Here is a 20,354-nt window from a genome sequence, read left to right on the forward strand (position 1 = left end):
CTTTGCCATGAATGCCAAGACCGAAACCCCTGTACTGCCCGAAGGCGCCTGCCTGACCGCGAAAGTCCCGGAGCGCGACGAAGCGCTGCTCGGCGACGTGGTGGTCAACCCGTACCGCCTGGCGCCGCTGACCGCGATCATCCGCGACGGTGGGCGCAGCCTGAGTGATGCCCATGTGCGTGTGCTGGGGCGTGGCGAGCGCGGTGTGGACATTGTCTATGACGTGTCTGACCGTTCGTTGTGGACCTACGGCGGCATCCCGGTATTCGGGCTGTACCCGGACCACGTCAACCAGGTCGAGGTGACCTACAAGCTCGACGGCGAGCGCATTCGCGAGCAGTACCAGATCTACGCCCCGGCCGTGCGCCTGCCGGTGGTGGCCAGGCAGACCGCCGCATTGCCGGAGGTGGAGCCGGTCAAGGTGGCGCCCGGCTTTGAAAAGCGCCTGTACCTGTTCAACCACCTGCAAGGTGACATTCCGGGTGCCCGCGCCTTGAAGTGGAATGCCCTGGGGGGCGCAGCGGAATGGGACCAGGTGGGCAACAACTGGATCGCCGACAGCAATGGCGATGTGCGCTGGTACCTGGATATCGAGCAGATCCACGATTCCAACCGCCGCGATGGCCTGGGCGGCACCATGGGCTTCCAGCAGACCCGCGACGGCAAGCTGATCTGGGGCCAGGGCCAGACCTACTCCAAGTTCGACCTGCTGGGCCGGCGCATCTGGCAGCGCAGCCTGCCGGACAAGTTCGCTGACTTCTCCCACGAAATCCGCGAAACCGCCAACGGCACCTACCTGCTGCGGGTGGGCACCAGCGACTACCGCCGCCCCGACGGCAAGCGTGTACGTTCGATTCGCGACCACATCATCGAGGTCAGCGAAGCCGGGGATGTGCTGGACTTCTGGGACCTCAACCAGATCCTCGACCCGTACCGTGGCGACTTGCTGGAAACCCTCGGCAAGGCAGCGATCCAGTTGCCGGAAGGGGTGCAGAAGCAGGACGACCGCCTGGCCAACGAACTGGCCGAGGGTAACCTGCCCTTTGGCGACACCCCGGGTGTGGGCACCGGGCGCAACTGGGCCCACGTCAATGCCATCGATTACGACGCCGATGACGACAGCATTATCGTTTCAGCGCGTCATCAAGGTGTGGTGAAGATTGGTCGCGACAAGCAGGTGAAGTGGATTCTGGCCTCGCCCCAAGGCTGGCCTGAGCGCCTGCGCGACAAGGTGCTGACGCCGGTTGCGAGCGAAAACTTCGACTGGTCGTGGACCCAGCACACCGCCTGGCTGACCGGCAAAGGCACGCTGACGGTGTTCGACAACGGCTGGGGGCGCGACTTTGCGCCGACCAAGCTTGCCGGCAACTACAGCCGGGCGGTGGAGTACCGCATCGACGAAGCCAAGGGCACCGTCGAGCAGGTGTGGGAGTACGGCAAGGAGCGCGGCGACGAGTGGTACAGCCCGGTGACCTCGGTGGTGGCCTACCGGCCAGAGACCGACACCCAGTTCATTTACTCGGCTTCGGTGAACTTCCTCACCCCCGAGAAACTGACCACCACCGTGCTCAACGAGGTACGGCGCGGGACCCAGGAGGTGCTGGTGGAGCTGAAGGTGCACAGCCGGCAGCCGGGCAGTGTCGGCTACCGGGCACTGGTGATCGACCTGGCCAAGGCGTTCTGATCCACCCCTCCGGGAGGGCCGTCGGTCCTCCCTTCACATTTCTTTCAGTTCATTCGTCTAACCTGTACCGGCCCCTTCGCGGGCACGCCCGCTCCCACAGGTACCCCACCGGTCTCGAGTTCGGTGCAGTACCTGTGGGAGCGGGCGTGCCCGCGAAGAGGCCGGTGGCCATCATGCAGAATGATGAATTTTCCGCCCGGCTGTTCAACCATTCGTTCTTTTTTTCGAACAGCCTATTGTCCAACACCCCAGCAGCCGCTTAGCATTCGTTTGAGATTTCAAACGCTCGATGCCCTGCCTTGGGCGCTTTTCAACAATCAACAATTCGGGAAGCCGACATGCAGCTCAAAGACGCTCAGTTGTTCCGCCAGCAAGCCTATATCAATGGTGAGTGGCTGGATGCGGACAACGGCCAGACCATCAAGGTGACCAACCCGGCCACCGGTGAAGTCATCGGTACCGTGCCAAAGATGGGCACCGCGGAAACTCGCCGCGCCATCGAAGCCGCCGACAAGGCCCTGCCGGCCTGGCGTGCACTGACCGCCAAAGAGCGTTCGGCCAAGCTGCGTCGCTGGTTCGAACTGATGATCGAGAACCAGGACGACCTGGCTCGCCTGATGACCACCGAGCAGGGCAAGCCACTGGCCGAAGCCAAGGGCGAAATCGCCTACGCCGCTTCGTTCATCGAGTGGTTCGCCGAAGAAGCCAAGCGCGTCTACGGTGACACCATCCCGGGCCACCAGCCAGACAAGCGCCTGATCGTCATCAAGCAGCCAATCGGCGTTACCGCGGCCATCACCCCGTGGAACTTCCCGGCCGCCATGATCACCCGTAAAGCCGGCCCGGCCCTGGCCGCTGGCTGCACCATGGTGCTCAAGCCTGCTTCGCAGACCCCTTACTCCGCCCTGGCCCTGGTCGAGCTGGCACACCGTGCCGGTATCCCGGCTGGCGTGCTGAGCGTCGTTACCGGCAGCGCCGGCGAAGTTGGCGGCGAACTGACCGGCAACTCCCTGGTACGCAAGCTGTCCTTCACCGGCTCGACCGAAATCGGTCGCCAGCTGATGCAGGAATGCGCCAAGGACATCAAGAAGGTTTCCCTGGAGCTGGGTGGCAACGCCCCGTTCATCGTGTTCGACGACGCCGACCTGGACAAGGCGGTCGAGGGCGCGATCATCTCCAAGTACCGTAACAACGGCCAGACCTGCGTCTGCGCCAACCGTATCTACGTGCAGGACGGCGTCTACGACGCGTTCGCCCAGAAGCTGGCTGCTGCAGTTGCCAAGCTGAAGATCGGTAACGGCCTGGAAGACGGCACCACCACTGGCCCGCTGATCGACGGTAAAGCTGTCGCCAAGGTTCAGGAACACATCGAAGACGCCGTCTCCAAAGGCGCCAAGGTGCTGTCCGGTGGCAAGCTGATCGAAGGCAACTTCTTCGAGCCGACCATCCTGGTTGACGTACCGAAGACTGCTGCGGTCGCCAAGGAAGAGACCTTCGGCCCACTGGCGCCGCTGTTCCGCTTCCAGGACGAAGCCGAAGTCATCGCCATGTCCAACGACACCGAGTTCGGCCTGGCTTCGTACTTCTACGCCCGCGACATGAGCCGTGTGTTCCGTGTTGCCGAAGCGCTGGAATACGGCATGGTGGGTATCAACACCGGCCTGATCTCCAACGAAGTGGCACCGTTCGGTGGCATCAAGGCTTCGGGCCTGGGCCGCGAAGGTTCCAAATACGGTATCGAGGACTACCTCGAAATCAAATACCTGTGCATCAGCGTCTGATAGCACGGTAAAGGCTTTACCTCTGCCAGCGGGGCGCGAGAGCGACGTCTCGCTGGCCTTTTTTACATCGCAGTACCTGGTGGCCAGGGCGTTTACGGCAGTCGATCAACGAATACTGTTTGCGAGCACTCCCAGCCACCCCCGAATAAAAGCGCCATTCCTGTCGGCGCAATGAGGGCATTATGAGCAAGACCAACGAATCCTTGATGCAACGTCGTGTAGCTGCCGTCCCACGTGGCGTTGGCCAGATCCACCCGATCTTCGTCGACACCGCGAAGAACTCGACCGTGATCGACGTTGAAGGCCGCGAACTGATCGACTTCGCCGGCGGCATCGCAGTACTGAACACCGGCCACCTGCACCCGAAAGTGGTTGCAGCCGTGCAAGAGCAGCTGACCAAAGTCAGCCACACCTGCTTCCAGGTGCTGGCCTACGAACCCTACGTAGAGCTGTGCGAGAAGATCAACAAGCTGGTACCAGGCGACTTCGACAAGAAGACCCTGCTGGTCACCACCGGCTCCGAAGCCGTTGAAAACGCCGTCAAGATCGCCCGTGCCGCCACTGGCCGTGCTGGCGTCATCGCCTTCACCGGTGCTTACCACGGCCGTACCATGATGACCCTGGGCCTGACCGGCAAGGTTGTGCCGTACTCCGCTGGCATGGGCCTGATGCCAGGCGGCGTGTTCCGCGCGCTGTTCCCGAACGAGCTGCACGGTGTCAGCGTTGACGAAGCCATCGCTTCGGTCGAGCGTATCTTCAAGAACGACGCCGAGCCTAAAGACATCGCCGCGATCATCCTCGAGCCAGTACAAGGCGAAGGCGGCTTCCTGCCAGCGCCGAAAGAGCTGATGAAGCGCCTGCGCGCCCTGTGCGACCAGCACGGCATCCTGCTGATCGCCGACGAAGTACAGACTGGCGCTGGCCGTACCGGTACCTTCTTCGCCATGGAACAGATGGGCGTTGCGCCTGACCTGACCACCTTCGCCAAATCCATCGCTGGCGGCTTCCCGCTGGCCGGTGTGTGCGGCAAGGCCGAGTACATGGACGCCATCGCGCCGGGCGGCCTGGGCGGCACCTACGCCGGTTCGCCGATCGCTTGCGCCGCGGCCCTGGCCGTGATCGAAGTGTTCGAAGAAGAAAAACTGCTGGACCGCAGCAAGGCTGTAGGTGAGCGTCTGACCGCTGGCCTGCGCGAAATCCAGAAGAAGCACCCGATCATCGGCGACGTCCGTGGCCTGGGCTCGATGATTGCTGTTGAAGTCTTCGAGAAAGGCACTCACACCCCGAACGCTGCTGCTGTTGGCCAGGTTGTTGCCAAGGCACGCGACAAGGGTCTGATCCTGCTGTCCTGCGGCACCTACGGCAACGTTCTGCGTATCCTGGTACCGCTGACTGCCGAAGACGCACTGCTGGACAAAGGCCTGGCCATCATCGAAGAGTGCTTCGCTGAACTCGCTTGATGTGACGCGCTTCTGAAAAAACCCGCTTCGGCGGGTTTTTTTTGTGCCCAGGAAAGCCATGGGGCGCTATGGTTAGCGGAGGATTTGCTTTGGAAGCTGCGACGGAATGTGTGTCAGGCTATTCAGGAGTTGTTGGCGATGAGCGCTGCAAACCCCACCGCACCAAACGTACTGATAGTCGAGGGTGATCCCTGGGTACGTGACATGCTCAGCGAGATGCTGCTCAGCGTGCGCTGTGATGCCCGGCTGCAGGTGTGCGCCGATGGTTCGCAGGCACTCAACCTGCTGGCCAACAAACCCGACCTGATCATCGCCGCCCGCGAGCTGGCCGGTGTCGACGGCCTGGACCTGCTGCGCAAGGTCCGCGCCAAAGGGCCGGGGTTGCCGTTCATCCTCATGAGCAACCGCAGCGACAGCGCCAGTGTGCGCGAGGTGTTGCCCCTGCACCCCACCGCCTACCTGAGCAAACCACTGAACCTGGACAACCTGCGCAAGCGCCTGGAAGAGCTGCTGGTGGCCGTTGGCGAAGAAATCGCCTGCCCGGTGCCGGCCTTGCAAGCCGGTGCCAGCCTGCCCGCCTACCTGGAGCAGCGCCGCGCTACCGCCGATGGCGGGCCGCTGTTGGCCGATGTGCAGGTGGCGATCAAGCGGGCGCTCAACCCTCAGGGCCTGAACCTGAAGGTGCTCGAAGAAGAAGTGCGTAACGATCCTCAAGTCACCGCCGTTTTGATCGCGGCCGCCAACAGCGCCGCGCTGCACCGTGAAGCGCCGGTGCAAACGTTGCTGCAGGCCCTGAACAAACTTGGCAGTACCCAGAGCATGAACCTGATTCTGGGCATGACCCTCAAGCGCAGTGCGCGGCTCAGTGACCCGTTGCTGGCGCAGCACGCGGCCGGTTACTGGGACCTTTCGCTGCATACGGCCGAATATGGCCGTACTTTGGCGCGCATGCTCGAGCTGGACGAAGGGCGCTGCTATTGCGCGGGGCTGCTGCATTGCCTGGGTGACCTGGCGGTGCTGCGCTGCTTGCAAGAGTGGCGGTTGGCCGGGGGCGAGCTGGACGAACGCAACGTGCAGCAATCGCTGGATGAGTTTGGTGCGGCGTTCGGTTCGGCGCTACGCACGCGCTGGCGCTTGCCGCTGGCACTGCGCGAGTTGATCGCGGCGATCTACCAGCTGGGCGGCGGCGTGTATTCGCGGGAGATCCTGGCCATGAACCTGGCCGGGCAGTTGTCGCGGCTGCCGGCCGAGCAGGGGATGGAGAAGGTGGCCAGTGGCAAGACGGCGCGGTTGCTCAAGATTGGCCTGCCGGAGCTGAACCGGCTGCGTAAGGTTCAGAGTCCCCAGGCTACGCCGCCTGAGGAGGAGGCCTCGGGCTGAGCCACGGCCTTTTGTGGGAGCGGCCTTGTGTCGCGAAAGGGCTGCGCAGCAGCCCCAGGATTCCAGCGCAAATGCATGAATTGCCGGGGCTGCTGCGCAGCCCTTTCGCGACACAAGGCCGCTCCCACAGAAATCGCGCTGGCCTTTAGGCTGTGGGTAGGACACTCAGCCGCGGACGATCTGGTTCTTGCCCTGCCGCTTGGCCTGGTACATCGCCGCATCGGCCCGGGCATACAGGCTGTCCAGTGCCACGTCTTCTTCGGTCAGCCCGGTCAGCCCCTGGCTCACCGTCACCCCGTACGTCTGCTCGCCGTGGCTGAAGCTCAAGCGCTGGATTTCCCGCTGCAAGCGCTCGGCCACCGGTTCCGCCATCTGCGCATCGCATCCCGGGAATATCGCGGCAAATTCCTCGCCGCCAATGCGCCCGAACAGGTCGCCACGGCGTAGCACGGCCTTGCCGCTGTCGGCGATGCGTTGCAGCACCTGGTCGCCTTCCTGGTGGCCATAGCTGTCGTTGATGACTTTGAAGTCATCGATATCCAGCAACAGGAAGGCCAGCGGCGTACCGTCTTCGCGGGCACTGTCGAAGGCTTGCTGGGCGCATTCGAAGAAGTGTCGGCGGTTGCTGCTCTGGGTCAGCACGTCGGTGGTGGCCAGGCGTTGCAACTCGCTTTCGAGCTGCTTTTTCTCGGTGATGTCTTCGGCAATGCCGACGATGATCACCCGGTCGTCCTCGCGCTGCTGGTTGATGTAGCACTTGTCGCTCAGCCAGCGCACTTGGCCTTCGGCATTGAGGATGCGGTATTCGCGGTCTTCCACCGAGCCCTTGAGCAGGACCTGGGCCAGGCTGCGTTCGGCGAACTCCAGGTCGTCGGGGTAGATGCTGTCGCGCCATTCGTTGTAGTCGGCCAGCACCAGGCTCACCGGGCGGCCGAAGATGCGCTCGTAGGCGGGGCTTACGTAGAGCACCTGGCGGGTTTCCCAGTCGAAGGCCCAGAGCACCGCATTGACGCTGTCGAGCAGTGAGCTGAACAGCTGCTCGCGCTCGCTCAGACGGGCAACTTCGCCTTGGGCGTGGAGCAAGGCCAGCAAGGTCTGGGCGGCTTCAGGAGGAGGGGTACCAGGCAGGATCGTGGGGATATTCTTGGCCATGTGCACGAATCAGGTCTCGACTTGAAAGCGTGCGGCCAGCATCCTGCCCGCCACGCGGGCGATGTGCCTGGTTTGAGTGGTGACGGGTGGGCGAAGTTCCGAGCGGCACGCCCCGCCAAGGGGGCGTGCCGACTAACGGCGGTCAGGCGCCGGTCGGGCGCAGGGAGTAGGTCTTGAGTTGCGCCGCGAAGTCGCGCAGGGCGTGAATGCCGCTGGTTTCAGCCTCGTGTATCCAGTCCTTCATGGCAGCCAGCATGTCGTGGCCGTTGGCGCTGGTGCGCGCCCAGATCTGCTGCAGGGCCAAGCGCTTTTCGTAAATGGTCTTCAGCGCCTGGCTATGGGCAAGCATGGACTCGATACGCACATGGTGGCGGTCTTCCAGCAAGCTGGTTTCGCGCGACAGCAGGCGTTTGGCACGGCGGAAGTGGTGACGCACCGACGCATCGACGCGGGCCAGCTCCTGTTTCACCAGCGGGCCGATCACCAGCTTGCGGTACTGGGCCATGATCTGGAAGCGGTTGTTGAGGATGGCCATGGCAGTGTCCATGTCCAGGCTGGCCTTGCCCGCCACCCGGTGGGCAATGGGTGCCACGCGCTGCACCTTGGCCAGGCGCAACAGGCAGAACAGGCGTATCCAGGCCCAGCCCATGTCGAACTCCCAGCGCTTGACCGACAGCTTGGCCGAGTTGGGGTAGGTGTGGTGGTTGTTGTGCAGCTCTTCGCCGCCGATGACGATGCCCCACGGCACCAGGTTGGTGGCAGCGTCGCGGCATTCGAAGTTGCGATAGCCAAGCGCGTGGCCCAGGCCGTTGACCACACCGGCAGCCCAGAACGGGATCCACATCATCTGCACCGCCCAGATGGTGATGCCGATGGTGCCAAACAGCAGCAGGTCGATCACCGCCATCAAGGCGATGCCACCCAGCTTGTAGCGCGAGTAGAGGTTGCACTCGATCCAGTCATCCGGGCAGTTCTTGCCGTAGATGCGCAGGGTTTCGGGGTTGCGCGCCTCTTCGCGATACAGCTCGGCGCCCTTGCGCAGCACCGTTCCTAGGCCCTTGTGCACCGGGCTGTGCGGGTCGTCGGGGGTTTCGCACTTGGCGTGGTGCTTGCGGTGGATGGCGGTCCATTCGCGGGTGTTCTGCGCCGTGGTCAGCCACAGCCAGAAGCGGAAGAAGTGCTTGAGCGCGCCATTGAGCTCCAGGGCCCGGTGCGCGGAGTAGCGATGCAGGTAGACCGTGACGCTGACAATGGTCACGTGGGTCATCAACAAGGTGATGCCGACCAGTTGCCAGGCCGACAAGTCGAGCAGGCCGTAGTACCACATAGGTGTAAAAACCCTCGGAATGCAGGAGGAGGGGCTGATTATCCCTTGGCAGGGAAATAAAACCAGTCAAAGCTGACGACGCGATATTTCACGCGATCCCTGTGGGAGCGGGCGTGCCCGCGAACACCGGCAACGCCGGTGCCATGCACCGAGTTGCCCTCTTCGCGGGCATGCCCGCTCCCACAGACCACCAGAACCTTTATAATCGCCATTCCTTTCTGATGGGCAATCCCACCCGACATGTCTGTTTCCGTTCGCGACGCCTTGCGCATGGCTGCGCTGTATGTGGTGCTCTCGATCCTCTGGCTGGCGCTGGCCGAGGTGATGCTGCACGGCATGACTGACGACCCCCTGGCACTGACCGTGGGGCGGCAGATCAATATCGTGCTGTGGGTGCTGTTCAGTGCCGTGCTGATCTACGTTTCCAGGGTACGGCTGCTGAACTTCATCGGTGTTGGTGCGCGCTTGCGCTGCGAGGACCGCGAGCGGCTGCGCATGGCTGCCGCAGTGTTCGACAGTACCCTCGAAGGTGTACTGGTCACCGACCGCCAGGGCCTGATCGTGCACGTAAACCGTGCCTTCATGCGCATCACCGGCTACCAGCAGGACGAGGTGATCGGCCATCGCCCGAGCAAGTTCAAGTCGGGCCGCCACGGCCAGGCGTTCTACCAGCAGATCTTTGCCACCCTGGCCGAGCAGGGCGAGTGGAGCGGCGAAATCTGGAACCGGCGCAAAAGCGGCGAAATCTACCCGCAATGGCAGACCATCTGCGCCATCCGCGATGACGACGGTGAGCTGAGCCATTACGTGGCGGTGTTCAGTGATATCAGTGCGATCAAGCATTCGGAACAGGAACTGGCCTTCCTGGCGCACCACGACCCGCTGACCGGCCTGCCCAACCGCCTGCTGTTCACCGACCGGGTCGAGCAGGCCCTGGCGGCCGCGCAGGCCAACAAGCGCGGCTGTGCCCTGCTGCTGCTGGACCTGGACCATTTCCAGAGTATCAACGACGGCCTCGGCCACACCATCGGTGACCAGTTGCTGAAGCTGGTGGGCGAGCGCCTGGGCGAGGTACTGGGCAACGGCGTGACCCTGGCACGCCTGGGTGGCGACGAGTTCGGTGTGCTGGCCGAGAACTGCCAGCAGGTCGGCCAGGCGGGCAAGCTGGCGCAATGCATTATCGAGCGCATGCGCGAGCCGTTCCTGTTCGAGGAAAATCGCCTGTTCATCAGTGCCAGCGTCGGTATCAGCCTGTTCCCCAGCGACGCCTTGAGCGCCGAGCAGTTGCTGCGTAATGCCGACGCGGCGTTGTACAAGGCCAAAAGCAACGGCCGGGCCTGCTATGCGCTGTACACCGAAGAGCTGACCGCTCACGCCCAGCACCGGGTCGAGACCGCCGGTGAGCTGCGCCGGGCCCTGGAGCAGGATGAGCTGCGGGCGTACTTCCAGCCGGTACATGACTTGGCGACAGGCCTACAGGTCGGGGTCGAGACACTGGTGCGCTGGCAGCACCCCCAGCGCGGCCTGGTGCCGCCGGGCGAGTTCATACCGATTGCCGAGCGCACCGGGCTGATTGCCGAAATCGACACCTGGGTGCTGCGCCAGGCCTGTCGGCAAATGGTGCAATGGCAGGCTGAAGGCCGGCAGCTGGCATTTGTGGCGGTAAACATTTCCAGCCGGCTGTTTGGCCAGCATGAACTGTACCGGCAGGTGGCCGAGGTGCTGAGCGAGACGGGCCTGGCCCCGGCCCTGCTTGAGTTGGAAGTGACCGAAAGCGCAGTGATGGAAGACCCTGAAGTGGCGCTGGAGCAGCTGCATCGTCTACGCGAGCTGGGGGTGACTCTTGCCATCGACGACTTTGGCACCGGGTATTCGTCGTTGCTGCGGCTCAAGCGATTGCCGGTGCAGAAGCTGAAGATCGACCAGGGCTTTGTTGCCGGGTTGCCGCTGGATGAAGATGACATCGCGATCGTGCGGGTGATCATCGCCCTGGCCCGCAGCATGGGCATGCAGGTGCATGCCGAGGGCATCGAGCAGGCCGAGCAGGCCAGCTTCCTGCTGCAGGAGCAGTGTCAGTTGGGGCAAGGGTACTGGTTCGGGCGGCCGGTGCCGGCTGGGGATCTTCGCTGGGATTGAGAGCTTGGGGCCGCTTTGCGGCCCGATCGCGACACAAGGCCGCTCCTACATGGGGACGCGGTCGCCTGTAGGAGCGGCCTTGTGTCGCGATTGGGCTGCGAAGCAGCCCCAACATTCAACGCTTGTTCAAGCCCTTCGCCAGGCGGTCTCCACCCAGCTGGATCAACGCCACCAACGCTACCAACATGGCAATCACGGTCAGCATGATCTGGCTGTCAAAGCGCTGGTAGCCATACCGATAAGCAATGTCGCCCAAGCCCCCGGCTCCGATTGCTCCGGCCATGGCCGAGGAGTTGATCAGGGTCACCAGGGTAATGGTGAAGCCCCCGACGATGCCCGGCAGCGCCTCGGGCAACAGCACGTGCCAGACGATGTGCCAGCGCCGGCAGCCCATGGCCTGTGCGGCTTCCACCAAACCATGGTCGACTTCGCGCAAGCTGACCTCGGCAATCCGCGCAAAGAACGGCGTGGCGGCAATGGTCAACGGCACCACCGCCGCCCACACGCCGTAGGTGGTGCCTACCACCAGGCGAGTGAAGGGGATCAGCGCGACCATCAGGATCAGGAACGGGATCGAGCGGAACAGGTTGACGAAGGCGCCCAGCACCCGGTTCAGCAGCGGCGCTTCAAAGATGCCGCCCTTGTCGCTGGTGACCAGCAGCACCGCCATCGGCACCCCCACCAGCAGGGCAATCAGCGACGACACGCCGACCATCAGCAGGGTATCGAGCAAGCCTTCCAGCAGGCGATCAAACCACATGGCCCAGTACCTCCACGTCCTCGGCCCAGCGGCGGGCACGTTCCAGCAGTTGATGGGTATCGTGCGGCGAGTGTTGCACCGACAGGATCAGTTGCCCCAAGGCATGCTCGCCAATGGTTTCCACGCCGCCCTGCAGCAGCCGCACGCGGCCGCCCAGATCGTTGAACAGGGCAGACAGCTCGGGTTCGCCGAGCAGGGTCAGTTTCAGCACCACAGCGCTGTCGCGGCTCACCGGGCTCGCCCGCAAGCTGGCTTGCAGCGCGGCAGGCAACCTGGCCTGCAACGGCGCGAGCAGGGTGCGGGTGACCTCGTGGCGTGGAGAGCCAAACACCCGCCAGACTTCGCCCTGCTCGACCACTTCGCCGCGCTCCAGCACGACCACCCGGTGGCAGATATCGCGGATCACCGCCATTTCGTGGGTGATCAGCACGATGGTCAGGCCCAGGCGCTGGTTGATGTCGCGCAGCAGCTCAAGGATCGACGCGGTGGTTTCCGGGTCCAGCGCCGAGGTGGCCTCGTCGCACAGCAAAATCTCGGGGTCGTGCACCAGCGCCCGGGCAATGCCCACGCGCTGTTTCTGCCCGCCGGACAGCTGCGCAGGGTACACGTGGTGCTTTTCCTGCAAGCCGACCAGCTCGAGCAGTTCGCGCACCTTGCGCTGGCGCTCGGCCTTGGCCACGCCGGCCACCTTCAATGGCAGCTCGACGTTCTGCCACACGGTCTTGGCCGACATCAGGTTGAAGTGCTGGAAGATCATGCCGATGCGCCGGCGCAGCGCCACCAGGTCGTCCTCGTCGAAGGGCGCGATGTCCACCTGGTCGATCAGTACCCGGCCCTGGCTGGGTTGTTCCAGGCGGTTGATGGTGCGCAGCAGTGAAGACTTGCCGGCACCGCTGCGGCCGATGATGCCGAAGATCTCGCCATGGCGGATGTTCAGGTCGATGCCTTGCAAGGCCGGTTGCGCCTGGCCAGGGTAGGTCTTGCCCAGGCCGATGAAGCGCACATGGGCTTCATTGACTTCCGGGCGCAGGGCCTGTTCCTTGACCGTTGGCGGCAATGGTTGTGGTGTAGGCGCCCTGAGCGCGCTGGCCTGGCCCATGTCAGCCTTCCCAGCCGGCTTGGTAGAGCTTGCCGTGGGCTTTGTCCAATGCTGCGCGCACCACCGGCGAGTGCTGGTAGATGTCGACGAACTTGGCCAGGCGTGGGTCGTCCTTGCTTTGCGGGCGGATGACGAACTGGATCACGTATTCCTTGTTTTCCAGGCCGTCGAACAGCAATGCCGAGGTGGCATCGAAGGTGTTGGCCAGGCGGATGTAGGCCGGGTAGCCCTGCACCAGGTCGGCGTCATCGTAGGCGCGTACCAGCTGAACCGCCTCGACCTGCAGGATTTTCAGCTTTTTCGGGTTGGCGACGATGTCGTCTTCGGTGGCCTTGTAGCCAACGCCTGGCTTCAGGGTGATCAGCCCGGCCTTGGCCAGCAGTTGCAGGCCGCGGCCGCTGTTGATCGGGTCGTTGGCGATGGCCACGCTGGCGCCTTCAGGCAGGTCGGCGAAGCTTTTGTACTTTTTCGAGTACAGGCCAACGTTGTTGATGATGCCCGAGGCGTAAGGCACCAGGTTGAAGCCCGCAGCCGCCTTGGCGTTCTCCAGGAACGGGATGTGCTGGAAGTAGTTCACGTCGATGTCGCCGCTGTTGAGGCTGACATTGGGCGCAATCCAGTCGCTGAACTCGATCAGCTTCACGTCCAGGCCTTGCTTGTGCGCTTCTTCCACTGCGGCTTCCAGCGGAATGGCAAAGGCCGAGGTGGTGCCGATCTTCAGCGGTTCGGCAGCCAGGGCGCTGGCGGAAAGGCCCAAGGTGAGGGCAATGGCCGCGACGGGCCGGAACAGTTTTTCAAGCATGGTGCAGGGCTCCAGTCGGGGCAGGGGTTGGGGTAAAGCGGTAAGTAGAGCCCGGGTGATCGGCGGGCAGGTGCGGGTGGTCGGCCTGGAACAGCTTCTCGCGCAGGGTGCCTTCGGCGTAGGCGGTCTTGTAGCGGCCACGCTGTTGCAACTGCGGGATGACCAGGTCGATGAAGTCCTCGAAGCTTTCCGGGGTGACGGTGCGGGTCAGGTTGAAGCCGTCCAGCCCGGTTTCGTCGATCCAGGCGATCAATTGTTCGGCCACCTGTTCGGGTGAGCCGACCAGGGTTACGTAGCGGCCGCCCAAGGCGTGCTGTTCAAGCAGGCGGCGGCGGGTCCAGGCGTTGTCCTGCAACTGGCGCGTGGCGGACTGGATGGCATTGCCCTGGCTGAAGCCAATCGGCTCGTCCAGCCCGTAGGCCGCAAAATCGATGCCGGTGGACGCGGCGAAGTGCGCGACGCCGGCCTCGGGGCTTGCATGGCGCAGGTACTCGGCATGCTTGGCCTGGGCCGCTTGCTCGGTGGCGGCCACGATCACCGTGATGCCCATGAATACTTTGACCGCGTGCGGGTCGCGCCCGGCAGCCTGGGCGGCAGCGCGTACCTTGTCGACCTGGGCGCGGGTAGCGGCCTTGTTTTGGCCGCTGATGAACACGCATTCGGCATGGTTGCCGGCGAACGCCAGGCCACGCTGCGAGCTGCCGGCCTGGAACAGCACCGGGGTGCGTTGCGGCGAGGGTTCGCTCAGGTGGTAGCCCTCGACGTTGTAGAACTCGCCGTGGTGGCTGACCTTGCGCACTTTGTCGGGCTGGGCATACACACGCTGCTCGCGGTCTGCGACCACGGCGTCGTCGGCCCAGCTGCCTTCCAGCAGCTTGTACAGCACCTGCAGGTATTCGTCGGCCTGGTCGTAGCGGCGGTCGTGCTCGGGTTGCTGCTCAAGGCCCATGGCGCGGGCCGCGCTGTCGAGGTAGCCGGTGACGATGTTCCAGCCCACCCGGCCATTGCTCAGGTGGTCGAGGGTGGAAAGGCGCCGGGCGAACAGGTACGGCGCCTCGTAGGTGAGGTTGGCGGTAAGGCCGAACCCCAGGTGGCGGGTGACCGCAGCCATGGCCGAAACCAGCAGCAGCGGGTCGTTGACCGGCAGCTGGATCGACTCCTTGAGGGTGACGTCCAGCGACTGGCCGTAGATGTCGTAGGTGCCGACGATGTCGGCGATGAACAGCCCGTCGAACAGGCCGCGCTCTAGCAGGCGCGCCAGGTTGGTCCAGTACTCCAGAGACTTGTACTGGGTCGAGGTGTCCCGTGGGTGGGTCCACAGGCCGTGGTTGATGTGCCCGATGCAGTTCATGTTGAAGGCATTGAGCAGAATCTGCTTGGCCATCAGATGGTCCCCCGGCGTGGCGGGTTGGCCTCGTTGAGGTAGTAGTTGCCGATGGCGTGGTACTTCCAGCGCACCGGGTCGTGCAGGGTGTGCACGCGCGCGTTGCGCCAGTGGCGGTCGAGGTTGTGCTCGGCCAGGGTGGCCTGGCTGCCGCCCAGTTCGAACAGGGCGGTACCGGCGGCGAGGGAAATCTCGGTGCTGATGGCCCGCGCTTCGGCCACGGCGATGGAGGCGGCGGCCACGTTGTCGGCGGTGCTGTCGTCACGGGCGCGGTCGAGGTATTCGCCGGCGCGCTCCAGCAGGGCTTCGGCGGCATGCAGGCGGATCGCCAGGTGGCCGAAGCTCTTCAGCGTCAGCGGGTCATCCGTGGCCTTGTCCAGGCCCGAGTCAACCCAAGGGCGGCTGCGGGTGCGCACGAAGTGCAGGGCGTCTTCATAGGCCGCGCGGGCGATGCCGGTGTCGATGGCGGCATGAAGGATCTGCGCCAGCGGGCCGACCGGGGTGGGGCGCTCGAAGGCGCTCTGGAACGGCACCACATCGGCGGCGCTGACATATACGTTGTCGAACACCACCGAACCGCTGCCGGTGGTGCGCTGGCCGAAGCCGCTCCAGTCGTCGATCACCTGCAAGCCCTGGCTGTCGGCCGGGACGAAGGCCAGTTGCTGAACGCCTTGGTCGTCGACGACCGAGGTGGGAATGCGCTGGGCGTAGATGGCGCCGGTGGAATAGAACTTGCGGCCGTTGATGCGAAAACCCTCGCCGTCTCGGCTCAGGCGGGTGGTGCGTTCGTTGGCAGTCTTGGTGCCCAGCTCGGCCAGGGCATTGCCGAAGCGGCGGCCGGCCAGTACCTCGGCGTACAGGCGCTGTTGCTGTTCGGGGCTGCCGTTTACCCGCAGCACTTCCAGGCCGTAGAAATGGTTTTGCGGGATCTGCCCGAGCGAGCCGTCGGCCTGGGCGATACGCGCAATGACCTTGGCCAGGGTGACGTTGGACACGCCGGCGCCGCCAAAGGCCTTGGGCACGCTGATGGCCCACAGGCCGGAGCGGGTGAACAGCTCGAGTTCGGCGTGGGGCAGGCGGCGCTCGCGGTCGCGCAGGGCGCTGTCGCGGCGCAGCTGTTGGGCGATGTCTTCGGCGACGTTCAGGGCTTCGGTGTCGCTGGTGATGATAGAGATTTTCATAGTGTTCTCCGGGGCCATTGGGGCCGCTTTGCGGCCCTTTCCGACCGGTCCGGCGCCCCGGCAAGGCCGCTCCCACAGGGAACCGCGCACTACTTGTGGGAGCGGCCTTGCCGGGGCGCCGGACCGGTCGGAAAGGGCTGCGCAGCAGCCCCAGAGGCTAAAAATCAGATCCAGGAATGCCGCGCAGGCAGGGTGCCGTTGAGGTGGTACGCGCCCACCGCGTGGTACTTCCAGCGCACCGGGTCGTGCAGGGTGTGCACCCGGGCATTGCGCCAGTGGCGGTCGAGGTTGAACTCGGCAAGGGTGGCGCGGCTGCCGGCCAGCTCGAACAGCTTCTCGCTGGCCTGCAGGGAGATTTCGGTGGTCAGCACCTTGGCCTCGGCCACCGCAATCGAGGCCCGGGCCGCGCTGGCTGCGTCGATAGGCGCAGCATTGACCTCGTCGAGTACCCGCGCAGCCTTGCGCAGCAGCGCTTCGGCGGCGTGCAGCTCAAGCTTCAGCCGACCGATGTCGGCGATCACATAAGGGTCGTCGCTGGCACGGTCCACGTTGGCTTCAATCCACGGGCGGGACTTTTCGCGCACGAACGTGATCGCATCATCGATTGCCGCTTCGGCAATGCCGGCGTCGATCGCTGCCTGGATCAGCTGCGAGGCTGCGCCCTGGATGTTGGGGATATCGCGCTGGCGCCAGTTGTCGATTACCAGCTCCGCGTCTACCGGCACCTGGTCCAGCAGCACAGTGCCGCTGGCGGTGGTGCGCTGGCCGAACCCGGACCAGTCATCGACGATACGCAGCCCCGGAGTGCCGCGGCGCACGAACGCCAGGCGCTGGCGGCCTTCGTCATCCAGTGCCTTCACTGCTACCCAGTGGGCGAACAGGGCACCGGTGGAATAGAACTTCTCGCCGCTGATGCGATAGCTGTCGCCAACGCGGGTGATTCGGGCCTTGAGGGTGAGGGTGTCCTTGGTGCCGCGCTCAGGCCCGGCATTGCCGATGCGCCAACCGTCGAGCACGCTGCGGAAGATCAGCGCCTGTTGCGCCTCGGTGGCCGTCAGGCGAATCAGTTGCAGCATGCCGAACTGGTTCTGCGGGATCTGCCCCAGGGCCGGGTCGGCGGCGCTGATCAGGCGGAACACTTCGGCTACGGTTTCGAACGATACGTCGGGGCCGCCGTGGGCCTTGGGTACGCTGATGCTGCCCAGGCCGCTGCGGGTGAACAGCTCGATCTCCGCCCACGGCAGCTTGCGTTGCTGGTCGCGGCGGGCGGCTTGCTCGCGGGCAACCTCGGCCAGTTCGCGGGCCGCTTGCAGGGCTTCGGCGTCGTTGCGCAGTACCTTGGCCGGCAGCAGCAGGGGCGAGCTGTCGAGATCGCTGTGGAATTGGGTATTTGGCTGGCTGGACATCAGTACCGCTCCTTGGCTGCACTCAATGCCCTGGCGATACGCACTGGGGTGATTGTGATCCTGACCATTCCTGACCTCACAAAAAAGTTGTGTCGCTACAGCTGGTCGCGACAAAAGTGTGCTGGTCCGGTGGTCCGGTTCATATACCCTAATGCTTTATAAAAAGTTTATGAACTAACTCTTTGGAATATGTATAGAAGGAGGGATTTGCTACAGATGTGCCGGCCCTTTCGCGGGCACGCCCGCTTCCACAGGTCCTGCACAGGTCTTGAAACCGGTGCATTCCCTGTGGGAGCGGGTTTACCCGCGAAGAGGCCGGGACAGGTTTACTCGGAGGCAGCAGTACCGAGGAACTTACGCAAAAACTGGCGGGTACGCTCTTCCTTCGGCGCCGCAAACAGCGCCTTGGCTTCACCCTGTTCCACGATCACGCCCTTGTCGAAGAAGATCACCCGGTTCGCCACGTCCCGGGCAAAGCTCATCTCGTGGGTGACGATGATCATGGTGCGCTTCTCCTCGGCCAGGCCGCGGATGGTCGCCAGCACTTCACCCACCAGCTCCGGGTCCAGTGCCGAGGTGGGTTCGTCGAACAGGATCACCTCCGGCTCCATGGCCAGGGCGCGGGCGATGGCTACCCGTTGCTGCTGGCCGCCGGAAAGGCGCCGTGGGTAGGCGTCTTCCTTGCCCGCCAGGCCGACCTTGGCCATCAGGCGTCGCCCCAGCTCGATGGCTTGCTCGCGGGGCGTCTTCTTGACGATCACCGGCCCCTCGATCACGTTCTCCAGGGCGGTGCGGTGTGGGAACAGGTTGAAGTTCTGGAACACGAACCCGGCCTGCTGGCGCAAGCGGCGTATCGCACCCTGCTGGCCACCCAGCGGGCGGTTGGCATCGATGCTGATGGCGCCGATCTTGATCTGCCCGGCATCGGGCGTTTCCAGCAGGTTCAGGCAGCGCAGGAAGGTGGTCTTGCCCGAGCCGCTGGGGCCGATGATGGCCACCACTTCGCCGGGCTGCACGGTCAGGTCGATGCCGTTGAGCACGGTCTGGCCCTTGAACCGCTTGGTCAGGCCTTTGACTTCAATCATGCTCATTGCTCCTGGTCATGCTGGTTGACCCGCGCTTCCATGCGGTTCTGGAAGTGCGCGAGGATGCTGCACAGCACCCAGTAGATGACCGCGACCGCCACGTACATGGTGAACACTTCGAAGGTGCGTGCGGTAATCAGCTGCGCCTGGCGGAACAGCTCGGGCACCTGGATGGTCGCTGCCAGGGCGGTGTCCTTGACCAGCGAGATGAAGCTGTTGCCCAGCGGGGGCAGGGCGGTGCGCAAGGCTTGTGGCAGTATCGCCCGGCGCATGGCCTGGACGCGGGTCATGCCGATACTGGCGGCCGCTTCCCACTGGCCGCGGTCGATGGAGGAAATCGCTGCACGCAGGATTTCGCAGATGTAGGCCGCCATGTTCAGCGACAGGCCGATCAGCGAAGCCGGGATGGGGTCGAGCTCGATGCCGATCTGCGGCATGCCGAAATAGATCACGAACAGCTGCACCAGCAGCGGCGTGCCGCGGAAGAACGACACGTAGATCCGCGCCAGCCAGTTCAGCGGCAAGACCTTCGACAGCCGCATCAGCGCCAGGGCAAAGCCCAGCAGCAGGCCAAAGAACATGCCGCCGACACTGAGCAGCACCGTATAACCCGCGCCCTTCAGCAGGAAGGGCGTGGAGTCGACAACGAGTTGCAGGCTTTCAGCAATCATTTGGTGACATCGGCACCGAAGTATTTTTCGGACAGCTTGGCCAGCGTGCCGTCAGCCTTGAGCTTGTCGATGGCCTTGTTGATCGCCGCCAGCAGTTCAGGCTCGCCCTTGCGCAGGGCCACGCCGCTTTCAAGGCGCGAGAAGGCATCGCCGGCCAGTTCGGTGTCCTTGGCTTTTTGCGCGTATTCCAGCGCGGCCAGGCGGTCGATCAGGATGGCGTCGATACGGCCGTTGCGCAGGTCGGCAAACTTGCTCGGGTCGTCTTCATAGGTGCGCACTTCGGCTTTCGGGACGTCTTGCTTGACCCACTGCTCGTAGTTGGTGCCCAGGCCCACGCCGACTTTCTTGCCGGCCAGGTCTTGCGCCGACTTGATGTTCAGCTGCTCGGCTTTCTTCTTCAGGATCAGGGCCTGGATACCGGAAACGGTGTAGGGCTCAGAGAAATCGTATTTCTTCTTGCGCTCCTCGGAGATGGTCACCTGATTGACCACCACGTCCAAACGCTTGGATTCCAGCGCGGCAAGGATGCCATCCCACTTGGTCGGCTGGATCTTGGCCTTGACCCCCAATTCCTTGGCCAGCAGTTCCGAAAGCTCCACCTCGAACCCTGCCAGCTTGCCGTTCTCGTCCTGGAAGCTGAACGGTGGGTAGGTGCCCTCTAGGCCGACGTTGATCACGCCTTTTTCCTGGATGGTCTTCAACTGCTCGCCGGCGAACGCCTGGCTGAGCAGGCCGACACCCAGCAGGAGGGCCAGGCTGGCGTTGAGTAGCGGTTTGGCGAATTTCGACATGTCAGAGCCCCGCGCTTGTTGTGTAAGTAGTGAGGTGGCGACTATAGGGTTGGCTGCTTAGGCCAGGAAATATTAAAAAATTATTTTGTTATTCCCTTTTTGCTTTGTGCCAGGTGCTGGCTGCTTTGAGGGTAGGCGAGGATGCTCGCTACGTCATCGCGGCTTATGCCTGACTTAGCGCAGGATGGAATAAAGCGTTGTTTTTTCCAAGGGACGGATTTGCCGTAGAGTGGATTGTATGTAGGCAGGGCCGGC

17 protein-coding genes are annotated in these 20,354 nt (G+C 63.8%); 5 read left to right on the top strand and 12 right to left on the bottom strand.

The genetic code is table 11. The features are described 5' to 3' along the window. The first annotated feature begins 7 nt into the window (after positions 1–7). The 4 genes from AK81_RS15665 (at position 8) to AK81_RS15680 (ending at position 6,305) form a co-directional block, all read left to right on the top strand. Complete coding sequence (locus tag AK81_RS15665; protein WP_043200264.1) at positions 8–1,684, top strand: aryl-sulfate sulfotransferase; 1,677 nt, start codon at positions 8–10, stop codon at positions 1,682–1,684. A 338-nt stretch (positions 1,685–2,022) separates the two neighbouring features. After that, complete coding sequence (gene gabD / locus AK81_RS15670) at positions 2,023–3,465, top strand: NADP-dependent succinate-semialdehyde dehydrogenase (protein WP_043200265.1); 1,443 nt, start codon at positions 2,023–2,025, stop codon at positions 3,463–3,465. A gap of 182 nt (positions 3,466–3,647) precedes the next feature. Then, complete coding sequence (gene gabT / locus AK81_RS15675) at positions 3,648–4,925, top strand: 4-aminobutyrate--2-oxoglutarate transaminase (protein WP_043200267.1); 1,278 nt, start codon at positions 3,648–3,650, stop codon at positions 4,923–4,925. A 138-nt stretch (positions 4,926–5,063) separates the two neighbouring features. Next, a complete protein-coding gene (locus tag AK81_RS15680) occupies positions 5,064–6,305 on the top strand; it encodes a response regulator (RefSeq protein WP_043200269.1) in 1,242 nt (413 codons plus the stop codon). Between the two features lie 165 nt (positions 6,306–6,470). Here the strand turns inward: AK81_RS15680 and AK81_RS15685 are convergent, their stop codons facing one another. The 3 genes from AK81_RS15685 to AK81_RS30140 form a co-directional block, all read right to left on the bottom strand. Beyond that, complete coding sequence (locus AK81_RS15685; RefSeq protein WP_043200271.1) at positions 6,471–7,457, bottom strand: GGDEF domain-containing protein; 987 nt, start codon at positions 7,455–7,457, stop codon at positions 6,471–6,473. Positions 7,458–7,599: 142 nt separating this feature from the next. Next, positions 7,600–8,784: a delta-9 fatty acid desaturase DesA gene (gene desA, locus AK81_RS15690; RefSeq protein ID WP_043200273.1), complete on the bottom strand. Its 1,185-nt coding sequence runs from the start codon at positions 8,782–8,784 to the stop codon at positions 7,600–7,602. Between the two features lie 38 nt (positions 8,785–8,822). Further along, positions 8,823–9,026, bottom strand: a complete 204-nt coding sequence (locus AK81_RS30140; protein WP_043200275.1) for a hypothetical protein — start codon at positions 9,024–9,026, stop codon at positions 8,823–8,825. On the opposite strand from AK81_RS30140, the gene dibA reads away from it, so the two are divergent. Next, positions 9,025–10,920 carry a phosphodiesterase DibA gene (dibA, locus tag AK81_RS15700; RefSeq protein ID WP_043200277.1) on the top strand — a complete coding sequence of 632 codons (1,896 nt, stop codon included), beginning with the start codon at positions 9,025–9,027 and terminating at the stop codon, positions 10,918–10,920. The two genes, AK81_RS30140 and dibA, sit on opposite strands and share 2 nt — an antisense overlap. Positions 10,921–11,035: 115 nt before the next feature. Here dibA and AK81_RS15705 read toward each other — a convergent pair whose 3' ends face one another. From AK81_RS15705 to tcyJ, 9 genes are all read right to left on the bottom strand, one after another. After that, positions 11,036–11,680 (bottom strand): methionine ABC transporter permease, encoded by a 645-nt coding sequence (locus AK81_RS15705; protein ID WP_008096606.1) that lies wholly within the window; start codon positions 11,678–11,680, stop codon positions 11,036–11,038. Continuing rightward, the gene (locus AK81_RS15710) at positions 11,670–12,779 is read right to left on the bottom strand and encodes a methionine ABC transporter ATP-binding protein (RefSeq protein WP_043200279.1); all 1,110 of its coding nucleotides are present in this window, start codon (positions 12,777–12,779) and stop codon (positions 11,670–11,672) included. Before AK81_RS15710 ends, AK81_RS15705 begins: the two co-directional genes overlap by 11 nt. 1 nt (position 12,780) lies before the next feature. After that, on the bottom strand, positions 12,781–13,581 hold the full coding sequence (locus AK81_RS15715; protein ID WP_043200281.1) for a MetQ/NlpA family ABC transporter substrate-binding protein: 801 nt from the start codon (positions 13,579–13,581) through the stop codon (positions 12,781–12,783). After that, on the bottom strand, positions 13,574–14,965 hold the full coding sequence (locus tag AK81_RS15720) for an LLM class flavin-dependent oxidoreductase (RefSeq protein ID WP_043200283.1): 1,392 nt from the start codon (positions 14,963–14,965) through the stop codon (positions 13,574–13,576). Before AK81_RS15720 ends, AK81_RS15715 begins: the two co-directional genes overlap by 8 nt. Continuing rightward, positions 14,965–16,146 (bottom strand): SfnB family sulfur acquisition oxidoreductase, encoded by a 1,182-nt coding sequence (locus AK81_RS15725; RefSeq protein WP_043200284.1) that lies wholly within the window; start codon positions 16,144–16,146, stop codon positions 14,965–14,967. Before AK81_RS15725 ends, AK81_RS15720 begins: the two co-directional genes overlap by 1 nt. A gap of 164 nt (positions 16,147–16,310) precedes the next feature. Further along, positions 16,311–17,552, bottom strand: a complete 1,242-nt coding sequence (locus AK81_RS15730) for an SfnB family sulfur acquisition oxidoreductase (protein WP_043200285.1) — start codon at positions 17,550–17,552, stop codon at positions 16,311–16,313. A 326-nt stretch (positions 17,553–17,878) separates the two neighbouring features. Next, entirely contained in the window at positions 17,879–18,637 is a 759-nt protein-coding gene (gene tcyN, locus AK81_RS15735) for an L-cystine ABC transporter ATP-binding protein TcyN (RefSeq protein WP_043200286.1), read from the bottom strand. A 2-nt stretch (positions 18,638–18,639) separates the two neighbouring features. Beyond that, positions 18,640–19,308: a cystine ABC transporter permease gene (tcyL, locus tag AK81_RS15740; protein ID WP_043200287.1), complete on the bottom strand. Its 669-nt coding sequence runs from the start codon at positions 19,306–19,308 to the stop codon at positions 18,640–18,642. Beyond that, complete coding sequence (gene tcyJ, locus AK81_RS15745) at positions 19,305–20,099, bottom strand: cystine ABC transporter substrate-binding protein (RefSeq protein ID WP_043200288.1); 795 nt, start codon at positions 20,097–20,099, stop codon at positions 19,305–19,307. The genes tcyL and tcyJ overlap by 4 nt, the downstream gene beginning before the upstream one ends. Between the last annotated feature and the right edge of the window lie 255 nt (positions 20,100–20,354).

Origin of the sequence: Pseudomonas putida W15Oct28 (assembly GCF_000708715.2) — a bacterium.
In the GTDB taxonomy this organism is placed as follows: domain Bacteria; phylum Pseudomonadota; class Gammaproteobacteria; order Pseudomonadales; family Pseudomonadaceae; genus Aquipseudomonas; species Aquipseudomonas putida_R.

Coding starts and splice junctions, on each gene's coding strand:
- AK81_RS15665 (WP_043200264.1), top strand. CDS start 8: ATGAATGCCAAGACCGAAACCCCTGTACTGCCCGAAGGCGCCTGCCTG.
- gabD (WP_043200265.1), top strand. CDS start 2,023: ATGCAGCTCAAAGACGCTCAGTTGTTCCGCCAGCAAGCCTATATCAAT.
- gabT (WP_043200267.1), top strand. CDS start 3,648: ATGAGCAAGACCAACGAATCCTTGATGCAACGTCGTGTAGCTGCCGTC.
- AK81_RS15680 (WP_043200269.1), top strand. CDS start 5,064: ATGAGCGCTGCAAACCCCACCGCACCAAACGTACTGATAGTCGAGGGT.
- AK81_RS15685 (WP_043200271.1), bottom strand. CDS start 7,457: ATGGCCAAGAATATCCCCACGATCCTGCCTGGTACCCCTCCTCCTGAA.
- desA (WP_043200273.1), bottom strand. CDS start 8,784: ATGTGGTACTACGGCCTGCTCGACTTGTCGGCCTGGCAACTGGTCGGC.
- dibA (WP_043200277.1), top strand. CDS start 9,025: ATGTCTGTTTCCGTTCGCGACGCCTTGCGCATGGCTGCGCTGTATGTG.
- AK81_RS30140 (WP_043200275.1), bottom strand. CDS start 9,026: ATGTCGGGTGGGATTGCCCATCAGAAAGGAATGGCGATTATAAAGGTT.
- AK81_RS15705 (WP_008096606.1), bottom strand. CDS start 11,680: ATGTGGTTTGATCGCCTGCTGGAAGGCTTGCTCGATACCCTGCTGATG.
- AK81_RS15710 (WP_043200279.1), bottom strand. CDS start 12,779: ATGGGCCAGGCCAGCGCGCTCAGGGCGCCTACACCACAACCATTGCCG.
- AK81_RS15715 (WP_043200281.1), bottom strand. CDS start 13,581: ATGCTTGAAAAACTGTTCCGGCCCGTCGCGGCCATTGCCCTCACCTTG.
- AK81_RS15720 (WP_043200283.1), bottom strand. CDS start 14,965: ATGGCCAAGCAGATTCTGCTCAATGCCTTCAACATGAACTGCATCGGG.
- AK81_RS15725 (WP_043200284.1), bottom strand. CDS start 16,146: ATGAAAATCTCTATCATCACCAGCGACACCGAAGCCCTGAACGTCGCC.
- AK81_RS15730 (WP_043200285.1), bottom strand. CDS start 17,552: ATGTCCAGCCAGCCAAATACCCAATTCCACAGCGATCTCGACAGCTCG.
- tcyN (WP_043200286.1), bottom strand. CDS start 18,637: ATGATTGAAGTCAAAGGCCTGACCAAGCGGTTCAAGGGCCAGACCGTG.
- tcyL (WP_043200287.1), bottom strand. CDS start 19,308: ATGATTGCTGAAAGCCTGCAACTCGTTGTCGACTCCACGCCCTTCCTG.
- tcyJ (WP_043200288.1), bottom strand. CDS start 20,099: ATGTCGAAATTCGCCAAACCGCTACTCAACGCCAGCCTGGCCCTCCTG.